Annotated in this window: 15 protein-coding genes and 1 tRNA gene; 6 read left to right on the top strand and 10 right to left on the bottom strand. The window is 52.8% G+C overall.

What is annotated here, in order from left to right; all coding sequences use genetic code 11:
- Positions 1–62: 62 nt before the first annotated feature.
- The 3 genes from ABDK75_RS07810 to ABDK75_RS07800 form a co-directional block, all read right to left on the bottom strand.
- Complete coding sequence (locus tag ABDK75_RS07810; RefSeq protein ID WP_346005843.1) at positions 63–959, bottom strand: cytochrome c peroxidase; 897 nt, start codon at positions 957–959, stop codon at positions 63–65.
- Positions 959–1477: a hypothetical protein gene (locus ABDK75_RS07805; RefSeq protein WP_346005461.1), complete on the bottom strand. Its 519-nt coding sequence runs from the start codon at positions 1475–1477 to the stop codon at positions 959–961. Before ABDK75_RS07805 ends, ABDK75_RS07810 begins: the two co-directional genes overlap by 1 nt.
- A 155-nt stretch (positions 1478–1632) precedes the next feature.
- Entirely contained in the window at positions 1633–2490 is an 858-nt protein-coding gene (locus ABDK75_RS07800; protein WP_339407764.1) for a neutral zinc metallopeptidase, read from the bottom strand.
- Between the two features lie 168 nt (positions 2491–2658).
- Between ABDK75_RS07800 and ABDK75_RS07795 the strand changes: the two genes are divergently transcribed.
- The 3 genes from ABDK75_RS07795 to ABDK75_RS07785 all read left to right on the top strand — a co-directional run bounded on the left by ABDK75_RS07795 (position 2659) and on the right by ABDK75_RS07785 (position 4564).
- Positions 2659–3441, top strand: coding sequence for a methyltransferase domain-containing protein (locus ABDK75_RS07795; RefSeq protein WP_339407763.1), 783 nt, complete (start codon positions 2659–2661; stop codon positions 3439–3441).
- A 105-nt stretch (positions 3442–3546) separates the two neighbouring features.
- Positions 3547–3631, top strand: a tRNA-Leu gene (locus ABDK75_RS07790).
- Between the two features lie 66 nt (positions 3632–3697).
- Entirely contained in the window at positions 3698–4564 is an 867-nt protein-coding gene (locus tag ABDK75_RS07785) for a DNA/RNA non-specific endonuclease (RefSeq protein WP_346005460.1), read from the top strand.
- 25 nt (positions 4565–4589) lie between these two features.
- On the opposite strand, the gene purU is transcribed toward ABDK75_RS07785, so the two are convergent.
- The gene (gene purU / locus ABDK75_RS07780) at positions 4590–5468 is read right to left on the bottom strand and encodes a formyltetrahydrofolate deformylase (RefSeq protein ID WP_086633890.1); all 879 of its coding nucleotides are present in this window, start codon (positions 5466–5468) and stop codon (positions 4590–4592) included.
- 105 nt (positions 5469–5573) lie between these two features.
- Between purU and ABDK75_RS07775 the strand changes: the two genes are divergently transcribed.
- Positions 5574–6032, top strand: a complete 459-nt coding sequence (locus tag ABDK75_RS07775; protein WP_346005459.1) for a hypothetical protein — start codon at positions 5574–5576, stop codon at positions 6030–6032.
- Between the two features lie 9 nt (positions 6033–6041).
- Here the strand turns inward: ABDK75_RS07775 and ABDK75_RS07770 are convergent, their stop codons facing one another.
- From ABDK75_RS07770 to rfaE1, 3 genes are all read right to left on the bottom strand, one after another.
- Positions 6042–7445, bottom strand: coding sequence for a DUF2252 domain-containing protein (locus tag ABDK75_RS07770; RefSeq protein ID WP_346005458.1), 1404 nt, complete (start codon positions 7443–7445; stop codon positions 6042–6044).
- A 91-nt stretch (positions 7446–7536) separates the two neighbouring features.
- On the bottom strand, positions 7537–8358 hold the full coding sequence (locus tag ABDK75_RS07765; protein ID WP_346005456.1) for an SDR family NAD(P)-dependent oxidoreductase: 822 nt from the start codon (positions 8356–8358) through the stop codon (positions 7537–7539).
- A 222-nt stretch (positions 8359–8580) separates the two neighbouring features.
- Positions 8581–10011, bottom strand: a complete 1431-nt coding sequence (gene rfaE1, locus ABDK75_RS07760) for a D-glycero-beta-D-manno-heptose-7-phosphate kinase (protein ID WP_346005455.1) — start codon at positions 10009–10011, stop codon at positions 8581–8583.
- A 394-nt stretch (positions 10012–10405) separates the two neighbouring features.
- On the opposite strand from rfaE1, the gene ABDK75_RS07755 reads away from it, so the two are divergent.
- Positions 10406–11677 (top strand): MFS transporter, encoded by a 1272-nt coding sequence (locus ABDK75_RS07755; protein WP_346005454.1) that lies wholly within the window; start codon positions 10406–10408, stop codon positions 11675–11677.
- Between the two features lie 286 nt (positions 11678–11963).
- Here the strand turns inward: ABDK75_RS07755 and ABDK75_RS07750 are convergent, their stop codons facing one another.
- The 3 genes from ABDK75_RS07750 to ABDK75_RS07740 all read right to left on the bottom strand — a co-directional run bounded on the left by ABDK75_RS07750 (position 11964) and on the right by ABDK75_RS07740 (position 14809).
- Positions 11964–13424 (bottom strand): PepSY-associated TM helix domain-containing protein, encoded by a 1461-nt coding sequence (locus tag ABDK75_RS07750; protein ID WP_346005453.1) that lies wholly within the window; start codon positions 13422–13424, stop codon positions 11964–11966.
- Complete coding sequence (locus tag ABDK75_RS07745; RefSeq protein WP_244591184.1) at positions 13424–13723, bottom strand: hypothetical protein; 300 nt, start codon at positions 13721–13723, stop codon at positions 13424–13426. Before ABDK75_RS07745 ends, ABDK75_RS07750 begins: the two co-directional genes overlap by 1 nt.
- Positions 13724–13912: 189 nt before the next feature.
- Positions 13913–14809 (bottom strand): LysR family transcriptional regulator, encoded by an 897-nt coding sequence (locus ABDK75_RS07740; RefSeq protein ID WP_203548875.1) that lies wholly within the window; start codon positions 14807–14809, stop codon positions 13913–13915.
- A 99-nt stretch (positions 14810–14908) separates the two neighbouring features.
- Here ABDK75_RS07740 and ABDK75_RS07735 point away from each other — a divergent pair, with 99 nt between their 5' ends.
- Positions 14909–16600, top strand: a complete 1692-nt coding sequence (locus ABDK75_RS07735) for an alpha-keto acid decarboxylase family protein (RefSeq protein ID WP_215766193.1) — start codon at positions 14909–14911, stop codon at positions 16598–16600.
- Positions 16601–16618: the final 18 nt, after the last annotated feature.

Below are 16618 nucleotides of genomic sequence, written 5' to 3'. Positions count from 1 at the left end.
TTGAAAAGCGCAGTCGGATTTGTATAACGTGTGTGCAGACTGGCTACGTTATCCAGGGCTGATCATTGCGTGCTTATTGGGCATTCTTCAGATGGCAACCCCAAGTTGCCATCAGAAAGAAAATTCTGATCCGTCAGCAGCTTAAGAAACGCGGCCAGATCTATCAGTTCGTTTTGCGAAAGCAGCGTGCCTTTCGGATGCGCCAGAATAGCGTCTCTAAGAGTGGGGGCAGAACCGTCATGCAAATAAGGAGCGGTTACTTCGACATTCCTAAGAGAAGGCGTCCTGATGGGTTCGGAATAAGATGTCGACAGTGTATGGAATTCCTGATCAGTGAACAGGGGTGGTTGGTGGCATGAGCTGCACTTTCCCTTGCCAAAGAATATCTTTTTTCCGTTTGTTTGTGACTGCGTCGTCCCGGATAACCTAAGATCCCACGGTGACTTATCGGAAATTAACTCTCGCTCGAAGGCCGACACGGCCTGGGCTACGGAACGGGAATCAATCGGAATATTTTTTTCAGGAAAGGCTTTTGAAAACAGAACGCGATAGCAAGGGTTTGCGGAGAGCCGACGTGCGAGCTCGGGCATGTCTGTCATGCCCATTTCCACTGGGTGATGGCCACTCAGCGGAATAAAGAACTGATCTTCCAGTGTTATAACGTGTTGGTTGATCCAGGTGAGCGTATGAAATTGCCCGACATTCGCTAAGGGTGGAACATTCCGGATTCCGTCTTCATCTGTCACTCCCGGATGGGTTGGGTTCCCATCTGAGAAGGCATGACGCTGTTCATGGCAGGTTGCACACGACATGCTTCCGTCACGAGAGAGGTCCGCGTCATAGAAAAGTCTGTGCCCCAGTTCGATTTTCGCACCAGTTGGGGAAATATTCTCGGCTATCGCAGGAAATGCTGCTCCAGTCGTAAGAAAGCCCAGAAACAGCATTATGGGATAGCGCATCACGGCAAGGCAGACACCATGACGGGCATATCCTGCAGACCGCTTCCTGCAAGTTGAAGCGTGTATTGCCCGGCCGGTAACTGAAAATCTACCATTTTGCGGATACCCGAACAGTCGGGACCATGTTGATGATGCGTCGAAACGGCTAGTCCCGCCTGTCCAAGAACGTCAATCCATGTCTTGTTTGGCAGCATGATGCGATAAGTTCCCGACTGGGGAGCTTCGAAAGCAATCATCCCTCCATAGCTGACACTTCCGCCTGGTTCAGCGGGCCTCTGCAGGAAGTGAACGTCTGGAGTGTGTGTCAGATGAACGGCAGACGCGTGATTGAGTGTTAGATGACTGGTAGAAAGACCAGCCTTGTCTGTGGCTGCGGTCAAAGGAGTGGGGTTGCTCCAGCCCTGATACCCCGCAGGTAAAAAGGTCGTTCCAGGCGTACAAGATGCAGGTTCGGCCAATGCTGTGCCGGTGCTGCAAAGCAGGGCTAGGGAGAAGACACCGAGCAGGATACGCTTCATGGTCACAGTTTCCAGCAGAAGCTTTAAGATGCGCCTATTGAAGCACCAGAATATGGAAATTTTCCAGAGGTATGACGGCATCGAAACGTGTCAGATGTCTGGCCTCTGGGCATTACAGGAACATTTGAGTTCTCCATGCCCAGAGGTCAGAAAGATTAGAGCGCGGGGGCGTTAAACGTATCGCAGCGTTTGATATCTCCGCTTTCCAGTCCGCGCTTAAACCACGCAACTCTTTGGGCAGATGTCCCGTGGGTGAAGCTGTCCGGGACAACATAACCTTGAGCTTTGCGCTCCAGGCGATCGTCACCAACGGCTGAGGCCGCGTTCATACCTTCTTCAATATCTCCCGTCTCAAGGAAGTGGCGGGTATCGTTCGCACGCTTGGCCCAGACACCCGCGAAACAGTCCGCCTGCAATTCAACACGGACAGAAAGGCCATTTGCCCCTTTTTGTGCGGCGTTTCCCTGTTGATTGACCTGTTGCATAATGCCCAGTTCATTCTGGACATGGTGCCCTACCTCGTGAGCCACGACATAGGCCTTGGCAAAGTCGCCACTTGCTCCCAGACGATCCTGCAATTCCTGAAAGAACTGCAGATCCAGATAGACCTTATGGTCGGCAGGGCAATAGAATGGGCCCACGGATGTCTGTGCATACCCGCAGCCAGACTGTGTCCCGCCAGAAAAGAGAACCAGACCGGGATCATGATAGGTTCGGCCCATTTGCTGAAAGGTGCTGCTCCAGACATCTTCGGTTGAGCCGAGAATACGGGCGATGAATTTTCTGCCGGGGTCGTCTTTTGCTGCCTGAGGCTGGCTGGCCGTCGGGGTGTTTGCTGTCGGTCCGTTTTCCAGAAGGTTCAGGACTACGCGGGGATCTACGCCGAAGTACAGCGCCCCTATGACAAGGATGACACCGCCAATGCCTCCGATCCTCAAAGGACCGCGTCCTCCGCCTCCGGAACCGCGTCGATCATCAATGTTGGTGCTTTCCCGTTGGTCGTCGAGACGCATGTGTGCTTTGCCCTGTTGCCGTTTCCCGGATGGGATGATTGTTAAATTATCCTTTATCAGATTTCGCGATTGTAAAGCACCGTTTGGGCGCCAGGCTTCGAAGAAGTGTGAAGACAGCCTCTACAACCTCGTGTCACAGTCACAACATCTGCAACAGGAGTCATTATCATGCTGTCGAGATCCGGTTTTCTGTTGGCCTTGTCATGTTTGACAGCCACGCCAGCATTGGCTGGCCCAAGTTTGGATCAAGCTCTCAAACTTTCAGAGCGAACGCCGGCATTCGTCGCCCGTGACAGTGTTCGGCACCCGCTGGAAGAGCTGCAGTTTTTCGGGATAACTCCGACGTCCAATGTCGTAGAGATCTGGCCTGCTGGAGGGTACTGGACCCAAATTCTCGCGCCGTATCTTCATGATCAAGGCACTTATACGGTTGCTCTCGGGCCAGCAGATATCAAAAAGCAGAGTATTGCCAAGCTTCAGGCGACGCATCCGGATATCTACGGAGCCGTCAAAACCACTCGTTTTGATGCAGAGAATTTGAATTTCGCACCGGCAGACAGTGCGGATCTCGTCATGACATTCCGGAATATGCACAACTGGATGGAAGCTGGAAATGCCCCGCAGATGCTGGAGGCAATCCACAAAGCGCTGAAGCCTGGCGGTATTCTGGGTATTGAAGACCATCGCGGGAACACCAGCGCTCCACAGGACCCGCAGGCAAAAGATGGCTATGTGAGACAGGCCTACGCTATCCAGATGATTGAGAAAGCGGGTTTCAAGCTTGTTGGGAGCTCCGAAATCAACGCCAATCCCCGGGATACGGCACAGTGGCCCAAAGGGATCTGGACCCTTCCTCCAACATACGCTCTGGGCCAGGTTGATCGCGCCAAATATGCCGCCATCGGGGAAGGGGACAATTTTGTTCTGAAATTCCAGAAGGTTGGAAATTAACTCCTAAATCAGTTTTCTTTCTGTGAGGTGTGATTTTTCAGTCATTTAGGTCGTTGATAGCCATTGCAAGAGCAGTGGAGATCGTCTAGACCCACTTCACAGTCTGCGGGCATGGTGGAATTGGTAGACACGCCAGATTTAGGTTCTGGTGGCGCAAGCTGTGGGGGTTCAAGTCCCTCTGCCCGTACCAGTCATTTTCAATATCCTCGTTGTTCCGGCAGGCAAGATTGTCTGGCTTTCAGGTCTGTGAGGGGCGTTGAAATATCTTCCGCTTGGTTTTATCGGGTTTCTGGTTGTAGCATGTCCCGCACATGCGGCTTCTTGCCCAGCCTTATTTGCCAAAGGCGTTCCCCCCGCACTTCTGTCAGAGACCGCTCGCTCAGGCACCGTTCAGCTCTGTAATGACCATTATGCCGTTTTGGTTTCAGAAGCGACAAAGGGTCCGCTCTGGTCTGCGGAGGACCTGACCGAAGAAAATCTCGAAATTGCCGATGACACAAACCGGCAAGGAAAATTCTTTCCCGATATGAGGCTACCAGCCTCCATGCGTGCATTACTGACCGACTACAGAGCCTCAGGCTACGACCGAGGGCATATGACACCAAGCGGCAATGAGCCGGGTCTTGCGTCTCAGCAGCAGTCTTTCCTGCTGTCCAACATTGTTCCCCAAACGGGTGAGTTGAACCGTGGACCGTGGGAAGGTGTTGAAAGCGCGGTCAGAGGGTGCGCACGCCAAGAGGGCGAAATATTCGTCGTTACCGGCCCCGGATACGATCCCGATCATACCGCAACAGTTGGAAGAGGGCGTATTCCGGTTCCCGCTGTGACATGGAAAGCCATATACGATCCTGCCTCCAACGGGACGGGCGCCTATGTATGCCTGAACACTCGCAAACCGACCTGCAAGATCATAGCCGTTGCGCTTCTGATGCAACTCGTGAATGTGGACCCATTTCCTGCGCTTCCGCAGTCCATGAAAGAACAGGTTGTAGGCATGCCGCCCATCAGGGAAAGTCCTTATGCACTTTCCAAGCGTCCTCGTAGCAACAGGCTACTTAAGGAGTGGGGGTCCAAAGCGGCACAGAAGGCGATTAAGGCTCTCGTCAAGGCGCTTGTTCAATAAGCGCGTTGGTCGGCCGTCTTCTCGCTCAGGGCGTAAAAACAATCGTCTTGTTTCCGTTCAAAATGGCCCGTCGTTCAATGTGATACCGTACGGCACGAGCAAGTACGCGACGCTCGATATCACGCCCCTTACGGATCAGGTCTTCCGGGTCGTCAGCGTGAGAGATCCGCTCAACGTCCTGCTCAATGATCGGTCCTTCATCCAGATCGCTGGTGACATAATGGGCCGTCGCACCAATAAGCTTTACGCCACGGCTGAACGCCTGATGATAGGGGCGAGCACCTTTAAATCCTGGTAAAAACGAATGGTGAATGTTGATGCAACGTCCAGAAAGGCGAGTGGCCATTTCGTTGGAAAGGACCTGCATATATCGCGCCAGAACAGCCAGTTCAGCCCCACTCTCCTGAAAAACAGTCCAGATGCGCTGTTCCTGTTCCGCCTTGGTATCTTTGGTAATGGGAAGATGGTGAAATGGAACACCATGGAAATCCAGATCAGCATAGGTTTCCCGAGCATGATTGGAGATGATGCCGACCGGATCTATCTGTAATTCGCCGATACGCCAGCGATAGAGAAGGTCCACAAGGCAATGATCAAAGCGGGACACAAAAAGGAGAACTTTCTGGCGCTTTGAGATGTCACTGATTTGCCAGTCCATCGAGAAATTTTCCGCCAGACGGGAAAATTCTGTTTTCAACTGGGTTTCGGATAACGCTTCTTTTGCCACATCGAAAACAATTCGCATGAAGAACTGCGTACTGCCTGTGTCATCAAACTGCTGTGCTTCCGTGATGTTCGCACCAAGTTCGTAAAGGCGCTGGCTGATTGCCGCTACAATGCCAGGTCGGTTAGGGCAGCTTAGGGTGACTACGAACGTTGTAAGTGTAGATGACTGACGGATCATGAAAGGAGGGGTCCAGGGTTAAATTGCTACTGGGCAGGGTGAGGGATCAGTCCCACCCTATACGCTCGGGATGAAAGACAGGCAAAATACGGTGGAGAGGACTTTATGAAAACCGATGATTATCTGCTAGCGGGATCGTTCCTGCTCTTCGTTGCTCTGTCCGGGACTGCAAACGCGGCCGCCCAGAACAAGACTGGTCCGTCACCCGCAGAGCAAAAGCTCATTTCGCGTCAGATCGCCTCTATTCGCGATCCTCAAGAGAGGAATGCCGTGGCGACGCAAGGAACGGCTTGGCTTATGACAACCTATCTCTGTCAGTCTGCTGCCAGACGTGAACTCGTGAGGCTGGGAAGTTCAAGTAACCGCTTTTTTCTTCAAGACGATAAGCCTGAGAGCCAGAGAGTGATCAACGCGTCTCTAATACAAGGGCGAGGGCAATATCAGACGAAGACCAACCCTATTGAGTGGGTGACATTCACATGGGAATGTCACCTAGACCCCAATACCGGGAAAGTCCGAAAGTTCGACGTGAAGACGAAAAATCCGGTCAGGACCTTACCATAATGCGTATCCTTACGCAGATTTTTGACTAAGTTCACCGCTTTCCAGAGCCGAGCAAAACGTCTTCCAGTCGTTGTAAGTCTGGTCCGCATATGTCTCGGAGAATTCCGATACGGCCGCAGCAAACGAAGCTCCTTTGCCCAGATATCCAGAGATCATACTGACATTTCCAGAGCGTGCATGGGCTCGAGCTAACGTACGGCCGCATAATTTTGCGTAGTCCGCCAGACCATCCTGAGCAACGTCCGAACCAATTGCCGCTAATCGGCTGTCTTTAACGCGACGAACGTAAAACTGCCGCCCGCTTCCGGATAGATATGGTGTGTCACTGGAGGTCGATGCATTACTGTGTGTCCATCCGAGGAAGGTGTCAGAGACAGCCTGCATGATCCTTTGGCCTGTTACGACACGTTCGCCCTGATTGGCGAATGGTGAGGTCCGCGTATCGGCCTGTAGAACGGACGCCTGAGCTTCCTTGATCTGCAAAAGCATGGTTTCACCATCGGCAGTTGAGAACAGTCCGATCGCACAGAATGTCCCGACGCTTCCGATCCCAACAACCTTGAAAATAACGTCTTTAAGGGTGTAGCGACGTAGCAGAATGGCGCGTTCTAACGGCTGCGTTTCAACGTATCGGTTGAAGGCAAGACGAATGGTGTCTTCCTGCTCTGGCAGCCGCATGACGAGCGGTGGCTTTTCTTTGAAGGAGGGATTTTTTCCGTCGCTGGCGATCAGGCCGAAATGCCCCTTCGCCGCTTCCAACCGGTCGGACAAAAGTTTTTCGGCGCGGGCCCGAACTTTCTGATCGTCGAAGCCGGCAATAGCAGCGGTCAGGTCAATTCGCTCTGACCAGATCTGAAGTGGGGTCATCGCGGCTAGCCGCGTCATTTGCTCGCAATATGAAAGGGACATATTGGCGGCTAGATCTCTGGCCGCCTTGCTGGATAACCCATTTTCCTGACCTGCAAGAACCAGAGACGTTCCCAGGCGCTTGATATCCCATTCGAATGGCGCCTTCAGGGTTTCATCAAAGTCATTGATATCAAAGACTGGCACGCCTTCCGGAGACGAATAACTGCCGAAATTAGCAAGATGGCAGTCTCCACAAGACTGAACATCAATGCCGGATGCTGGGGTTGATGCGAGGTCTTGAGCCATAACAATCGCTGCGCCGCGGAGGAACGTGAAGGGAGACACCTTCATTCGGTCATAGCGCACAGGCAAAAGAGACGGGATCCGGTCCTTACCCTGTTGAGATAGAAGGCTTATAGGGCTTTGCCGGGTCGAAGGAGAACTCCACTCGGCATGAGCTCCACGCGGAATTTTCTTTCTAAGCTTGGCCCCCTGACAATGGCTTTCTTTGCGCGTCAAAAGATCAGAGGCATGAGCAGTTATCTTTGGCGACGTATTCTGCATGGATATTCTGCCTTCCTATAGATCAGTTTTGAGAGACGGATTGTAGGGTCAGGAGGTCGAGCTTTCGGCTCCGGTGTGAAGGTTGCCCGAGTTACTGCTGGCTTGTCTGTTTCCGGAGAAACTTCTGAAAGCCCCGTTTTCCAAAGAACGTGAGCGCTGGCATGCTAAGACGCAGGAGCGTAGGCATCAGCAGGCAAAGGCCACCGAAAATTCCGTCGAGTGTCGGAAGAAAACGCTCCAGTTTTGGTTTGCGAATGAGCTTCAGAATTTCACACGCAACGTCTTCTGGCTTTGCGGGATCACTAACGAAATTGAGAACCGAGCCACCGTTTTCCATTTCCTGGCGTAGCATCCCGGTTTCCACAGCGCCCGGGAAGATAGAGGAAACAGAAATACCCTTGGAACGCACTTCCTGAGCTAATGATAATGCAAAGTTACGCAATCCTGCCTTTGTGGCGCCGTAGACACTACTTCCGGCCAAAGGAATTGTTGCAGCCATCGAATTTACCAGAATGATCCGACCACCAGCCGTAATTTTTGGCAGTAGAAGAGACGTCAGAGTAATGGGTGCGGTCAGGTTAATCGATATTTGCCGTATTATATCTTCTGGTGGAGAATTTTCTATCGTGCTTGGACTTATGATTGCGGCGCAATGAAGTAAAACGTCAATATGAGAAGTTTTTTCTGAAATTTTCTTATTGATCTGGCTGATATCGTGCAAGTTCGCAGCATCGTATCGGATATGTGTCAGTGCCTCATGCGATATATCCGGCGCAGTGCGGGACAGCGCGACGACAACATGCCCTTGGTCCAACAGTTTTTGGGTAACGATCGTCCCGATACCTCCAGACGCGCCCGTAAGAACGATGGTTTTAGAGGCCGAGACCGGCCTGCAGTGTGACTTGAAAGGCATCTAGGAAACAATCGTTGTGAGCATGGAGAGAACGTCAGGCGAGAAAAATTTGAAAGCGACGATACTCATACTCCTATTTCCCGTAAATTAAATCTAGAGGGATCAGGCATATTTTGAAATAAATTAATTTTACTTCCGCGAGGGCCTCCTACAGAAAGATTTTATCTGCCTTATTGTAACGTTATTCAGGTAATTTGGTGGATATTTCATGAAACAATAATTTCAATTACTTATTTTTTTAACGATGCTCGTCGTCGAGTGTCCATTGACAATATCAACCAAAGCTACCCGACCACCATGTTCCTTTACGAAATCGCCTCCAACAACAGCGTCCTCCGTGTAGTCGGCACCCTTTACGACAACATTCGGCTTCAATGCTTTTATGATGTCGAGAGGCGTATCCTCATCGAAAATCACAACCATGTCGACGTCCCGTAATGCACCGATCACTGTTGAGCGTGCGATTTCATTTTGAACGGGGCGTGCCTCGCCTTTGAGTCTCTTGACGGACGCATCGCTGTTGATCGCGACGATCAGCTTATCGCCCTCGGCGGCCGCGCCTTTGATTAAAGCGATATGTCCGGGGTGGAGCAGGTCGAAACATCCATTTGTAAAAACGACAGAAGCCCCATGTTTGCGCCAGTTTTCGACAGTTCGCGCCGCGCTCTCCCAAGACGCCAGCAACCCGGCTTCTGGAACGTCTTTGAGAAGTTGCTGGCTCAGCTCTTCTCTCGAAATTGCCGCAGTACCCAATTTTCTGACGACTATAGAGGCAGCAACGGTTGCGACCATCACCGCTGTATCAAGGTCCTGACCAGCCGAGAGCATACTCGCTACTGTTGCGAGAACGGTGTCTCCTGCACCTGAAACGTCATATACCTCTGACTGGTGGGCAGCCTCATGATGAACGTGGCCGTCCCTCTGCCAGAGTGTCATGCCCTTTTCAGAACGCGTAAGAAGAACATTTCCGCCGAATTGTTTGGAGAGTGTCGCGGCCACCTTGAGAACTTCTTCATCCGTATTTACGGGGAGGTTGGTAGCAAGGGCCGCTTCCGTACGGTTCGGGGTGACCAAGGTCGCGCCCGAATAGGCCGTGAAATCTTTGCGTTTTGGATCTACGACAACAGGAATATTTTTCCCGCGGGCATATCTTATGATTGCTTCAAGAACGTCATCAGCCAGTACACCTTTGGCATAGTCTGAACAGACAAGAACGTCCGAGTTATCGATCGCGACCTGTGCATTGGAGATCAGCCTCTGCCGAGTTTGTTCGGTAAAGCCCGTTACCTCTTCCTCATCAATGCGGACGATCTGCTGTTGGCCGCTCAGAACGCGGGTTTTAGAAATGGTAGACCATTCAGGCTCTTCAACTAACCCGCTGACGTTAATGCCTTTATGTTTTCCCAGAATTGTCCGTAGGATATCAGCATTGGCGTCCGGCCCGACGACACCAACAAGATTGACAGTACACCCCAGAGAGGCAGCGTTGACAGCCACATTGGCGGCTCCACCAGGGACAACAGAATGCTTTGAGCGCAACAGGACAGGAACAGGTGCTTCAGGCGAAATGCGATTTACTGTTCCAACGATGTATTGGTCGAGAAGAATATCGCCGATAACCGTGAGACGACCAAAATCAAAGTTTTCTATCATGTCATTTACATCGCATTTGAATACTCCTTAGAAAATTTTCTAAAAAACTTCGAAATGCTGTTCCTGTCGTTTGATTACTAGAGTTTGTTGCCTCAAAAACCTTAAGAGCTATCTTACCCGTTTTCAACGAATGGTCTAGATGCACCTGCTGCGGGTTCCTTCTGGTCCTATAGGCATAAGAATACTCGGTATAACTCAGCCACCCTTGCTAAAATACCGCTCGGTTCAAGGTAAAATGGAGGGTTATAGAGACTGAAAGTGAAAATCTTCGGTTTTTGTGTGGTATATTATTCCAAAAAACATGGACGGTTTGAAACAAGCGCGATTATAAGATCCAATCCTTTTGTTCCAGCCTCTCTGCTGAAACCTTTCCGTGCGCAGGAAACACTTCTTCATGTCGTCTAACCCGGCAGCTTCGCCTCTCAGTTTATCTCAGCTTCGGATTTTAGCTCTTGCTTCGCTGGGAGGGGCACTGGAGTTCTATGATTTTGTTATTTTTGCGTTCCTTGCAAAGCTGATTGCCGCGCACTTCTTCCCGGACAGTCAGGCTGAATGGTTGCGACAGGCGGAGGCATTCGGCCTTTTTGGAGCCGGCTATCTGGCACGTCCTGTAGGTGGGCTTATTATGGCCCATTTTGGAGATGTCGCAGGAAGAAAAAAGGTCTTTACGCTCAGCGTGCTCCTGATGGCGTTCCCGACCTTGTTGATGGGGTTGCTGCCTGGCTACCAGACACTTGGCATCATGGCTCCGCTCACATTGCTTATCCTGCGTATCATGCAGGGTGCGGCAATTGGTGGAGAAGCCCCTGGAGGTTGGGTGTTCGTCTCCGAGCATGCTTCCAGCCGCCGTGTTGGTCTGGCCACGGGCCTTCTCACCGGAGGGCTGACGGGCGGAATCCTTCTTGGGTCCATCGTCATTCTATTGCTGCATGCAGTCCTGGCGCCTGATGTGGTGTCAAACTGGGGTTGGCGTATTCCTTTCATTCTGGGCGGTGTTTTCGGCTTTGGAGCGATGTTCCTTCGGCGTTGGCTAGAAGAAACCCCTGTATTCCGGGAGATGCATGCGACGGCTAAAACTGCCGAGGGCATGCCCGCAAAGCTTTTGTTACGTGACCATCGCCGCGCCATTCTTTGCTCAATGATGACGACATGGACATTAACAGCAGCCATTGTAGTGCTTGTTCTCATGATGCCTCCGCTGATGCAGACGCTCCATCATGTGTCACCTTCCCAAACCATGCTGGCGAGCCTTGCCGCGACGTTTTGCCTCACAGTTTCAGTAGTTCTGGTGAGCGCGCTGACAGACGTTTTCTCTCTCAGAGCGCTAAGCGTGGCGTGTGGGCTCATGCTTGCTTTAGGAGGTTTTGGGCTTTACGCGCTCTTTCCGTTGTTCTCGGGAGCGCTCGTGCCTTGGGCCGCATTGAGTGGGCTTTGCTGTGGGTTCGTCGGGCTCGTTCCTATCGGGATGCTGCGCGCTTTTCCGGCGCAGGTTCGCTTTTCTGGCCTGTCTCTGTCCTATAATATTTCCTACGCAATCTTTGGTGGCCTCACACCCGCAATCATTTCAGCCCTGACGCCTCATACGCCAGTTGCGCCCGCTATTTACGTTGCACTTACGGCGCTTATCGGTGGTATTGGTCTTTGGTTCTCACCCGAAAAGGCCTAGGGAAAAGTCTGTTATCGTTGGGATTCAAGCACGTGAGTTAATGAGGCCCAGATAATCGCGACGATGACAGCAGCCACTGAGAATGTGCCTGCCCAGACAAAAATTGCCACAACCGGGTTAGCCCAAAAAACCATAACAAGGCCAAGCAGGGGGAAAATGAAGCGTCCCCACCGAACTGACGGGGGCAATGTCAGATCAGGCAGACGTGCGAAGCGAAGCATCTTTGGTTCGCACGCGGCCTGAAGGCCAAGGCCAAGTAGCCAAAAGACCAAACATAAAATTAGCATCACAGACGGCGCACCATCTGAAGAGAGGCAAATCCCAAGAGTAAGGCGCAGATGTCCGTTGCCGCAAAAACCGTAGGGGCGTGCAGCATGGAGGCGCCGGGACGTGTCAGAAAGTCGAGCGGCGTTAGAAGAACACCCAAGAATGCGAGAGCACTTAACTGTATCTTCCACCCCGGTAGTGCACGATGCAGCAGAGACCAGAGCATCCCGGCAATGCTGCTCAGGCCCCACACGGCAAAAAAGCAGTGGACTTCCGCCAGATGGCGCGCTGGGAGAGATGTTGGCAAAAGCCGGTTTGCCCAGAAGAATGCCAATGTTGCCAGAAGGAAGCCTGGAATACAGCCAATCGTGAGCCCCTCAGCTACGCGGAATATGATGCGCTTTCCGAAGACTTTGCGGCGCTTCATCAGAAAAATGATAGCTCCACTGGCAAACATGATGGCTCCCATGACACCAGACAGAAAATACAGCCATCTTAAGCCTGTGCCTGTCCAGCGGGCATAATGAATGCCTTCCATAAGTTGCTGCGTTTGGGTGACAGGAGTTGAAAGCAGCACATGCCGTAGAAAATGCCCGTCAACCGGGCTGAAATCGACGTGTTCCCGTGTCAGTAGAGGCCCAGACATATCGGTTCGGCTAAATAGAATGCTGTTGGGTAGAAAGAGAATGAACCCGGTCTGCCCCTTGCCGAGTGTCTTCTCTGCAGTATCGAGTAGGGGCGGCAGAGAGGGACTGACCGGAATGTCCCGTTTTGGTTCTGGTAGCTCGGCTTCTGTGGCTCGATGAGGCGAAACAAAATTCTGGATGGAACTGATATAAGACACGGGCGGGAATAGCGTGCGTGTGCGAATGAACGTGCCCGTATAGGCCATCATGATAACGAACGGGATAAAGGGAACGCTGGCGAGAACATGCACGTCCAGCCATGCGCGCAGTCGTGCGGCGAAAGGTCGCACCAGAAGCAGATCCGAAATCAGTCCCCGCAGGTGAATGATGATTCCGGATCCGACTGTTACAAGAAGAGCCAGGCCGGCCGCGGCAATAAGTGTTTCTCCGTAAAGCCCAGTTCGGAGGGTATAGTGCAGGTCATAGAAAAACTTTCCGCCCGCAGTATCGCGTGCCTGTAGCTGCTCTCCAGTCTGCGGATTATACGGCACCGTCAGGAATTCATATCCATCATGGTGCTGGACGCGCACGAAAGGGTCCCGCGACGACGGGAGAGTTATGAACGGCTTTTCTCCTTGCTGGAGCAGCTCACGGACGGTCGGGAGGGTGCGATCCAGAGCCTGCGGAGAAAAAGCGGGCGCTTGGGGCGGGACTTCAGGCTGGAGCCACCGCGTCAGTTCGGTATCGAACACCGAGAGGCTTCCCGTCACGAAAACGCAGAAGAGAAGCAGTCCGGCGATGAAGCCAACCCATGCATGGAGCCAGCCCATACGTGTACGAAGATTATCTTGCATCAGGCGTGAAACAGTAAACCGAGCGCAGCAAGGATACAGGCGGTCCCCGCGATAAGTGCTCCATGCAAGGGCTTCTGTGTTCCAAAGGCAATGAGCAGAAGCACAGGAAACGCGGCAATCGCAATCATCTGGCCGAAAACGACAGAGTCATGTCGGGCTCCGGGCCCCCATTGCGGAGATCCAACCGTAATGAGGTGAGCGCAGGTCCATGCGAGACCAAGGGCCAGAAGCCCCCTCAACATCCATCGCGATGTGGGTGAAGCTTTCTGCCGAGGAGACGAAATCTGTTTCACTGTCATCAGGCGTCGTGTGTCAACGGCAACATGGTGTCTCTTGGTTTGGAAAGCGAATGAGTGAGGCGTTCTGCGTTCTTGTCATAGCGGGTCGTAACAAGATTGTTGAGGATAGAAAGTATACGTCTTGTTGCTACAGCTTAATGAAGACCGTTGTGCTTTTCCGCCAACACGAGACCAGTAAGCTGATCGGTCTCACTTGCCTTCAGATGTCGCCAGTTTCAGCAATATTTTATGGAAGTTGGCGCTTGGCCCGGATAGCTCTGGCGTGCGTGATGCGAGAGAGATGCTGGCACGAGGCGAGGGGCCTTCGATGCGATGAAAAGTGGCTCCGTCAACATGGATCTGGCTGAGATAAGCTGGAACGATCGAAACCCCGAGGCCTGCGGCAACCATGGGAACCGTGGCTGCAATCTGTGGTGCGGATTGCCCGAAATGCGGGGTGAACCCGGCCTGTTGGCAGGCTGAAATAATAGCATCGTAAAAGCCTGGACCCAGAGTGCGGTCAAAGATCAGAAAGGGCTCATTGGCGACATCCGTCAGTCTGAGTGTTCCGCGTTGAGAGAGCGGGTGCCCCTTCGGGACCGCGATCAATGTCGGTTCATCAAAGAGAGGATGGAGCGAAATCCCAGGGTCCGGAGCCGGAGGCCGCACAATCGCAATATCAACGCGGCTCTCGTTTAACGCTTCGCACAATGCTGGCGTGTTACTCTCCTCCAGCGTGATCTGAATCTCGGGCCACTTTTCCCGGAAGGCGCGAATAGCCTGAGGAATGAGAGGAAGGAGCGACACGGCACCAGCCATTCCAATGCGCAATCGCCCCTGTTCACCGCGTGCAAGACCCGTTGCCAGAAGCCGAAACTGGTGCTCAAGCGTGAGGATTGTGCGAGCCTGCTCAACAAGTTGCTCGCCAGCATCCGTCAGAACCGCCCCACGTCGTGATCGCTCGAACAGTCTGAGCCCGAGTTCAGTCTCAAGACTTTTGATCTGCTGGCTCAGAGGAGGCTGCTCGATATGCAGAACCTCGGCAGCGCGCGTAAAGCTTCCGTGATCTGCAATGGCGATAAAGTAGCGAAGGTGGCGGAGATCCATAAATCCATACTAATTAGATATGGTATAGAGCTCAACTATATATTGGACGTCCGAAGCCTGAACGCGCACCCTCTGGGTTAACGAACTCCGGAGGATCTCATGGTTTTCACTGTTGGACATTACCTTGCAGAACGGCTGACGCAGATCGGCCTCAAGCACCATTTCGCAGTTGCGGGCGACTATAATCTGATCTTGCTGGACCAGCTGATTGAGCATGGCGGCATGAAGCAGATCTATGACTGTAACGAGCTGAACTGTAGCTTTGCTGCAGAAGGCTACGCCCGGGCCAATGGCGCCGCCGCCGCGATTGTCACGTTCAGCGTGGGGGCGATCTCGGCCATGAACGGCCTTGGTGGCGCTTATGCCGAAAACCTGCCGGTTATTCTGATCTCTGGCGCGCCGAACTCCAATGACCATGGTTCAGGACGTGTGCTGCATCACACGATTGGAACCACGGACTACAACTATCAGATGGAGATGGTGAAGCACGTCACCTGTGCCGCTGAGAGCATCACGTCCGCTGATAACGCCCCTGAGAAGATTGACCATGTTATCCGGACGGCACTGCGCGAAAAGAAGCCCGCTTATCTGGAAATCGCCTGTAACGTGGCGAATGCCCCTTGTGCGCGCCCAGGTCCAGTCTCGTCTCTGTTGGCTCACCTGACCCCAGACACGGACAGTCTGAACGCTGCTCTCGATGAGAGTGCGGCTTTTGTGGAGAAGGCCAACAAGGTTGTCATTTTGGTCGGCAGCAAGCTTCGGGCCAGCGAGGCATTGGACGAAACGATTGCGCTGGCTGACAAGCTGGGTTGCGCTGTCACCGTCATGGCCGCAGCCAAAAGCTTCTTCCCCGAAACGCATCCGGGGTTCCGGGGTGTTTACTGGGGTGAAGTCAGCAGCCCTGGTGTCGAAGACGTGGTCAAGAGCGCGGATGTCGTCATTACGCTTGCGCCCGTCTGGAATGACTACTCCTCTGTTGGTTGGCGCGATCTGGTGCGCGGAGAGCGTGTCCTTGAAGTCGACCCTCATCGTGTCACGGTTGCAGGAAAAACCTTCGAAGGCTTCCGCCTGAAGGAATTCGTCACCGCCCTTACGGAGCGTGTTTCCAGCAAGCCTGCGTCTCTTGCAGCAGGGTATGCGCCTGTGAAGCTGCCAGTGGCCGATCAGGCCAAGCCTCTGACGAATGATGAAATGACTCGCCAGATCAACGAACTTGTTGATGGCAAGACAACCCTTTTCGCTGAAACAGGCGATTCATGGTTCAACGCCATTCGCATGAACCTGCCCGAAGGGGCCAAGGTTGAGTCCGAAATGCAGTGGGGCCATATCGGGTGGTCTGTCCCGTCCATGTTCGGAAATGCCATGGGCTCGCCGGAGAGGCAGCATGTCCTGATGGTGGGTGACGGCTCATTCCAGCTTACCGCGCAGGAAGTCGCGCAGATGGTGCGCTATGAGCTTCCGGTTATTATTTTCCTTATCAACAACTACGGTTACGTCATTGAGATCAAGATCCATGACGGTCCGTACAATTACATCCAGAACTGGGATTACGCTGCTCTGATCAACTGCTTCAATCAGGGGGTACCCGGTGAAGAAAGCGGAAAGTACGGCCTCGGTCTGCATGCCACGACCGGTGCTGAACTCGCCGAGGCAATTGAGAAGGCAAAGAAAAACACACGTGGCCCGACCCTGATCGAGTGCAAACTTGATCGGACGGACTGCACAGAGACGCTGGTAGAATGGGGAAAATTTGTCGCTGCTGCGAATTCCCGCAAGCCTACGCTGAGCTGAAGAATAGCGTTTGCTCAG

The sequence above is a fragment of the Gluconobacter sp. OJA genome, assembly GCF_039638325.1.
Lineage (GTDB): Bacteria > Pseudomonadota > Alphaproteobacteria > Acetobacterales > Acetobacteraceae > Gluconobacter > Gluconobacter cerinus.
The sequence above is the reverse complement of the archived record's forward strand: the minus strand, read 5'-3'. Positions and strand labels throughout refer to the sequence as shown.